Here is a 6000-nt window from a genome sequence, read left to right as displayed (position 1 = left end):
GCGGTCGGCATCTCGGGTGCGATCCAGCATCTGGCCGGCATGAAGGATTCGAAGGTGATCGTCGCGATCAACAAGGATCCGGAAGCGCCGATCTTCAGCGTGGCCGACTACGGCCTCGTCGGCGATCTGTTCGAACGGGTTCCGGAGGTGGTCGATGCCGTCTGATGCCGCGATGCGCGCCGGCGGTGGCCGCGGGGCGCAGGCCCAGTCGTATCTGTTCGTGCCGGGGAGCAAGCCGGAGCGCTTCGACAAGGCGCTCGCAAGCGGCGCCGATGCGATCATCATCGACCTCGAGGATGCCGTCGAGCCGGAGGCGAAAGTGGCGGCACGCGATGCGATAGCGGCGTGGGTTTCGCCCGAGCATCCGGTGCTCGTGCGGATCAACGCGCGGAACACGCGATGGTTCGAGGCCGATGCCGCGCTCGGCGCGTTGAAGGGCGTGGCCGGTATCGTGCTGCCGAAGGCCGAGCGTGCCGACGACGTGTGCGCTGCCGTTGCGCTCGCGCGCCGGCGTGTGCCGGTCTATCCGTTGATCGAAAGCGCACACGGCATGTGGAACGCGCTCGATGTCGCGAAAGCGCCGTACGTCGAGCGGTTGATGTTCGGCACGCTCGATTTCATCGCGGACATGGGCATGTCGGACGATGGCGTTTCGCTCAATCACTTCCGCTCGCAACTCGCGCTGATATCGCGGGTGGCCGGGATCGAATCGCCGGTCGACGGCGTGACGCCGGATATCGATGACGGCGAGCGTATCGCGCGCGATGCATTCAACGGCAAGCAGTTGGGATTCGGCGCGAAGCTGTGCATCCATCCGAAGCAGATCGGGTTCGTGCACCGATGCTTTCGACCGAGCGACGACGAAGCGCGCTGGGCCCGGCGGGTGCTCGATGCGATGCGCGATTCGAACGGCGGCGTGGTGACGGTCGACGGGAAGATGGTCGATCGGCCGGTGCTGTTGCGCGCCGAGCGGATCGCCGCGCTGGCTGCAGCCGTCAACGCCGGATCGAACGCCGCCGCCGGCGAATGCTCGGCGGCGTGAGTTGGGGTGGCCACGGCCGTCCGCTATCGTCGGATCAATGAACGGGTGCGTGCATGCCTGGGCGGCAAGCATCAGGCGGCGTTGCTTCTGTATTCGGTCGACTGACGGAAGATGGTGGAGATGCAAAAGTCTGGTCGCCGGGAAGATGCTCGTCGACGACGGTGATCGGCGTGGTCTTCATCTGGTCGACTCGCCACGGCGAAAGCGTTTCGATGAACGAGGGCACGACGGCATGGGGTGAGCCGCGATCACGGCGCGACAACGCACTTCGTCATCTGCCTCGTTGCGGTCGAAATAAGATGGACACCCGATCGACGATGCGCGTATGATGGTTTCATTCGAGCCTCCTTTTGCTGTTCGACCGCTCGCCCTTCACCTGCCACCGTGTTGCGTCGCGCATTGCCTCGCGCGCAACGTTTGTCCCTTTCACCACGACCCGTCGCGCCATGCATCAGGCGATGCTGGCTGCCTACGCTCGTCCTTGCGAGTCGCCGAGAAGCGATCGTCAGGAGTTCATGATGAGCATGCATATCTACCGTGGATTCGAGATCTATCCACTGATTTACCCGCACGTGCCTGCGCTGGATGGCTTGCCGCACAACTACGAGGCCGGCTTCGATGCAGCGGTCAAGATTTGTCTTCGCGGCACCACCGACACGCTGACGCAGAGCCAGACTTTCAGGCTCGTCGGCGACGGCCCGTTCGACACTGCCGGTGACGCACGGCGTGCGTCACTGCGCTATGCCGAGCGCGTCATTGACGACGATCGCGAAAAGCTGGCCTTCTTTTCGGACGCCCTCTGACACGACTCGCATGGCAGCGTGACTTGCCATCAGCATGGCAGCGTGACTTGCCATCAATTTGGAGGGCGAAATGATCGTCGACGAGCTTCTCGATCTGGTCCAGCGGTGCAAGCTCACTCGGAGCGATGCTGTCCTGCCCGCTGGAATGACCCATTCTGCGCGGTGCCATCAACAAGAGCTGCAGATGTTCGCGGCGGTGCGCGCATTTTCGATCGGAGCCGGGTATTCGGAGTTCGAATCCGACGCGATAGCGAGCACCGTCATGACACGACTCGGCTAGTTTTATTCGAACGTTTTCCAACAGGCATTACATGACAACCATCACACTGAAGATCAACGAACCCATCGATGTCGCGCTGCGGCGCTTCCGGCGCGGTATCGAGAAGACCGGGCTGATTCGCGAGTTGCGCAGTCGCACCAGCTACGAAAAGCCCACGACGGAGCGCAAGCGGAAAAAAGCCAGTGCAGTTGCCCGGCAGCGCTTGCGGGCGAAGCGCATGTTGCCGCCCCGCAAGATGTACTAGAAGAACGGCGGGAACAGCGTGCCGGCCGAGGGGGGCTTACGTCGCCGTACCGATCCCCGGCATGCGGTACCGCGGCCGGACGACGCAGGCAGCATGCCGGTCGGCCGCCGCGCAGCGGCAGGAAGAAATGATCGGTACGCGCGTCGCGCCATGCAGCAACCAGGATGAAAATCATGATCGGAAGGCGGCAAACATGAGTTGGTACTGCGACGCGGAACGCGAGTTGGCCCATATCAGACGATCGGTCGGGCTGCTCGAGCAAGCGCAACACGCCTTCATCAACCGATCGTCCGTGAACGATCCCGCGTACTGGAGAGTCAAGCTCGACAAGCTCCGCACACGATCCGAGCGAAGCAAGGTCCTCGCACTGCAGGTGGACGAGCTTTTGGTCCGCCTCGAACGCATTCAGGATTCGCGCTGCCGAAAATAGGAAGCTGCTCCTTCGTTCTCGTCTTGTTCCGGGTGCACGCGCATGGCAGGGAGCAGCCCACGGGAGTCGCATTCGAATTTCGGAGCAACACATGATTGACGCTAACCCAGGCAACACGTTTCGACACCTTCCACTCTCGCCCGAGCAAGACGCGGAAATCCGGCACTATATAAAGAAGAAGGCGCAAAAGGGCGAACCATGGGACACCCCCGAGTTGGCCATGATGCTCGCAGACATGCTTTCCCCGCCGCCTGGCGACGACGAGCAGCCAGAGACTATTGTTGAAGAAGTGAAACTGGCCTGCGAATATGCATTGACTTCGATCGACGAAGCCATGGAATCCGTATCTGCGAGTGAAGAGCGGCTCGCCGCGATGGAAGCCGAGGAAATGAAGCATCCCAGGCGGTAACGCAGCCACGATGCCCGACGCTCGAGCCACAGCTGCGCCACCGCCTTCTTGCCTTCAGCCAAATTGAGCGGCCAGCCATCCCTGCGCCCATTGCGTCGCGTACGCAATCGCATCGTCGCGCGCATCGAAGCCGGCCAGATCGCCGCTGGAATGCACCTCTCTCTCACCTCCGTCCAGCAGCGTCGTGGTGATTCTCGCATGTGCGATGTACTCGCCATCGGCCCTGCGGGGCGTCGGATCGATCCGGAAGCGTGTCGTATTGAAGAGCATGGGCTCCTCCCTGTCTGGTTGTCGCGAGCGGGGCTGCCGTGCGGGGCCGCACGAGCAGAAGCGTCCGCCGTCAGGATGTGTCGCGATCCGGCCGGCTTCACCATCCGGCCGTGGCCGCGCACGCTTCGATCGGGTCGATAACTTCGTCTGCAATGCGAACCGTTGGACCTCGTCGCGATGAAAATGGAAGAAACAACTGTGCTCACGAGAATTGATCACCGTTCGGTACCCTGTTACCTGATCCTCCGCGGTGGCTGGTCGACCTGTGTGCTGAATGCGGACCGTGTCGTTCTGCGCCGTGAAGCCAGTCCGCTGTTGCGGGCCTTTGCGCGAACCCGCGGAGAATGGGCAAGTATCGACGGTGTCGCATGGAACACCTTCTCCGATGCTGAAGGCCTTTCTGCGATCGAGCGACGGGAGACGCGATGTTATGCGCTGGTCAAGGGAACGGAAACCGAACACCAGTTGCGATTGTTGATGACCCTCTGACGTCAAGGTGCGGGCGAGTCTCGTGCGGTCCGACGCACGGGAAAGCTGAAGTTCGGTGCCGTGTGCGGGATGGTCGTCGCGGTCTCAAGTATGCTCGTCGACAGTCGGGCAAATTCGCCTATAAACACCACGTTTCCGGTCGATTCATGGGCAATTCGTACTCCGTGAGTACCTTTGACTTTTGCGACCGCCATCCCCGCGGGATCGACTTGACCGGAGCGTGATTTCGCTGCGCTTCGTGCCAAATCGGCAACGTGTCGATGCTTTGACATTCAAGCGAAGTTCGGCGCATGGTAGCCAGCAAGCGACTTCGACTCATGGCGCTATCCATGACGACGATGCCGCGTGCCGTACAGCATCGTTGCAGCACATCGCGATATGCTGGCGGGATGGCGGGCTGGGTTCGCGCTGTGCCGAGGGCAGTACGATTCGGCCTGATGGGCGACGAAGTCAGCCTGCGAGGCCGCAGGAACGCGAATTGCACGGTGCTGGGCGTAGCCGAATTCGCGGCCGCGGATTCAAGCTGAAGCTGCGTCACTGGAGAAGTCGGTGAGCACCGAGAGAGAGCTTTTTGAACAATGGTGGTTCCGCGACACGCCGGTGGAATATCGCGCCGACCTGGCCTATCGCGTTCGGGACCAGGGCGGCTACGTCAGGGGAACACGTGCGGCGGCCGCCTGGGATGGATGGCAGGGGGCACGTCAGGGCCAGAACTGGATTCCGGCGGATCAGCACTGCCCGACGCGTCAGGATGCGGACTCGGCGTCTAATGTGTTGGCGTGGGATTCACGAGGATTTGCGGTCGTTGCTCGATTCGACGACGTCGCGCTGCTGCAGTCGGCGTACACGCACTGGATTCCTCTGCCGCCCGCGCCGAAGGATTAGCTGCGGCGTCACGACGCGAGGTCGCCGGTTACGGCGCAGCTTGCAGTCAAACCATGTCGGCGGCCCGGCCAAATCGCATGAGCAGCCTCATCGGTTTCCCGGCCGCGGGCCATGCCCCCCCGAGCCGATCCGCCGCGCCGCTCTCAGGCGAAATAAGGCTCCAGCACCCGCTCGATCCAGTCCATGAACGCCCGAACGCGCGGCGACAGATTGCGCCGATGGGCCACGACGAGCCACGCGGCCAGCGGCTCCGGGCGCAGATCGGGCAGCACCTCCACCAGCGCGCCGCTTTCGATGTGAGCCGCGACCCCTGAATACCCGGCCTGGATCAAGCCGATGCCGGCCAGCCCGGCAGCGTGATAGGTCTGCACGCTGTTGACCTGCATCGCGCTCGGCAACGGCAGCGACGCATAGCCGGTGCCGTCCGGGTACTCCCATCCCGGATGACGCGCGCCGAGTGTCAGCGTGTAGTGGACCATCCGGTGTCCCTGGCCGAGCAGATCGTCGAGCGTATGCGGTACGCCGTATCGCGCCAGGTAGCCGGGGCTCGCCGCATTGATCATGCGCAGCCGGCCCAGCGGTCGCGCGATCAGCGTCTCGTCCACGATCGGGCCCAGACGGATCACGCAATCGAAGCCTTCCTGGACGAGATCGACACGCCGATCGGTGCTCGACAGCTCCAGTTCCAGCTCCGGATGCGCGGCCAGCAGTTGCGGGAGTGCGGGAACCACGACACTGCGGGCCAGTTCGGTCGGCATGTCGACGCGCAATCTTCCCCGCAGTCGCGAGCCGTTGCCGGAGAACATCGACTGCAATTCCTGGACTTCGGCCAGCAGGTCCCGTGCGCGCGAATAGAACGCGCGTCCGTCCTCGGTCAGCTGCACGCTCCGCGTCGTCCGATGCAACAGCGCAACGCCCACGTCGCGCTCGAGTCGACGGATCACCATCGAGACACGTCCCTTCTGGATGCCCAGGCTTTCGGCCGCCCGCGTGAAGCTCGTCATTTCGGCGACACGGGCAAAGATCAACAGCGCATCGAGGTTTTGCATTGTTCACTCGGCGAGTAACAGAACGTTCAATCGGCCGTCATTTATAACTCAATTGCGACTCAGTAGAGTGCTTTCCGATGTCGTCTCCCGACGACCACC

10 protein-coding genes and 1 pseudogene are annotated in these 6000 nt (G+C 62.8%); 9 read left to right on the top strand and 2 right to left on the bottom strand.

Annotated features, from left to right (window positions below):
- The 7 genes and pseudogenes from DID98_RS15255 to DID98_RS15225 form a co-directional block, all read left to right on the top strand.
- Nucleotides 1–165, top strand: a pseudogene (locus DID98_RS15255) (electron transfer flavoprotein subunit alpha/FixB family protein); the annotation flags it as partial.
- Nucleotides 155–1042 (top strand): CoA ester lyase, encoded by an 888-nt coding sequence (locus tag DID98_RS15250; protein WP_124570991.1) that lies wholly within the window; start codon nucleotides 155–157, stop codon nucleotides 1040–1042. The pseudogene DID98_RS15255 and the gene DID98_RS15250, both read left to right, overlap by 11 nt.
- Before the next feature lie 518 nt (nucleotides 1043–1560).
- Nucleotides 1561–1845, top strand: coding sequence for a hypothetical protein (locus DID98_RS15245; RefSeq protein ID WP_124519976.1), 285 nt, complete (start codon nucleotides 1561–1563; stop codon nucleotides 1843–1845).
- Between the two features lie 70 nt (nucleotides 1846–1915).
- A complete protein-coding gene (locus DID98_RS15240) occupies nucleotides 1916–2125 on the top strand; it encodes a hypothetical protein (protein ID WP_044846941.1) in 210 nt (69 codons plus the stop codon).
- A gap of 31 nt (nucleotides 2126–2156) precedes the next feature.
- Complete coding sequence (gene rpsU / locus DID98_RS15235) at nucleotides 2157–2369, top strand: 30S ribosomal protein S21 (RefSeq protein WP_124487370.1); 213 nt, start codon at nucleotides 2157–2159, stop codon at nucleotides 2367–2369.
- 61 nt (nucleotides 2370–2430) lie between these two features.
- Entirely contained in the window at nucleotides 2431–2799 is a 369-nt protein-coding gene (locus tag DID98_RS36290; protein WP_260427914.1) for a hypothetical protein, read from the top strand.
- A 91-nt stretch (nucleotides 2800–2890) separates the two neighbouring features.
- Nucleotides 2891–3208 (top strand): hypothetical protein, encoded by a 318-nt coding sequence (locus DID98_RS15225; RefSeq protein ID WP_124487368.1) that lies wholly within the window; start codon nucleotides 2891–2893, stop codon nucleotides 3206–3208.
- 54 nt (nucleotides 3209–3262) lie between these two features.
- Here DID98_RS15225 and DID98_RS15220 read toward each other — a convergent pair whose 3' ends face one another.
- The gene (locus tag DID98_RS15220) at nucleotides 3263–3478 is read right to left on the bottom strand and encodes a hypothetical protein (protein ID WP_044846937.1); all 216 of its coding nucleotides are present in this window, start codon (nucleotides 3476–3478) and stop codon (nucleotides 3263–3265) included.
- 177 nt (nucleotides 3479–3655) lie between these two features.
- Between DID98_RS15220 and DID98_RS15215 the strand changes: the two genes are divergently transcribed.
- Both DID98_RS15215 and DID98_RS15210 read left to right on the top strand, forming a co-directional pair.
- A complete protein-coding gene (locus tag DID98_RS15215; protein WP_260426231.1) occupies nucleotides 3656–3967 on the top strand; it encodes a hypothetical protein in 312 nt (103 codons plus the stop codon).
- Between the two features lie 549 nt (nucleotides 3968–4516).
- A complete protein-coding gene (locus DID98_RS15210) occupies nucleotides 4517–4852 on the top strand; it encodes a hypothetical protein (protein ID WP_124487367.1) in 336 nt (111 codons plus the stop codon).
- Nucleotides 4853–4995: 143 nt separating this feature from the next.
- Here DID98_RS15210 and DID98_RS15205 read toward each other — a convergent pair whose 3' ends face one another.
- Nucleotides 4996–5901 (bottom strand): LysR family transcriptional regulator, encoded by a 906-nt coding sequence (locus DID98_RS15205; protein WP_124570990.1) that lies wholly within the window; start codon nucleotides 5899–5901, stop codon nucleotides 4996–4998.
- Nucleotides 5902–6000 lie beyond the last annotated feature (99 nt).

It is taken from the genome of Burkholderia sp. Bp8984, from assembly GCF_003853755.1.
GTDB lineage: Bacteria > Pseudomonadota > Gammaproteobacteria > Burkholderiales > Burkholderiaceae > Burkholderia.
Note: the sequence above shows the minus strand (reverse complement) of the source record. Positions and strands in the feature narration are given on the sequence as shown.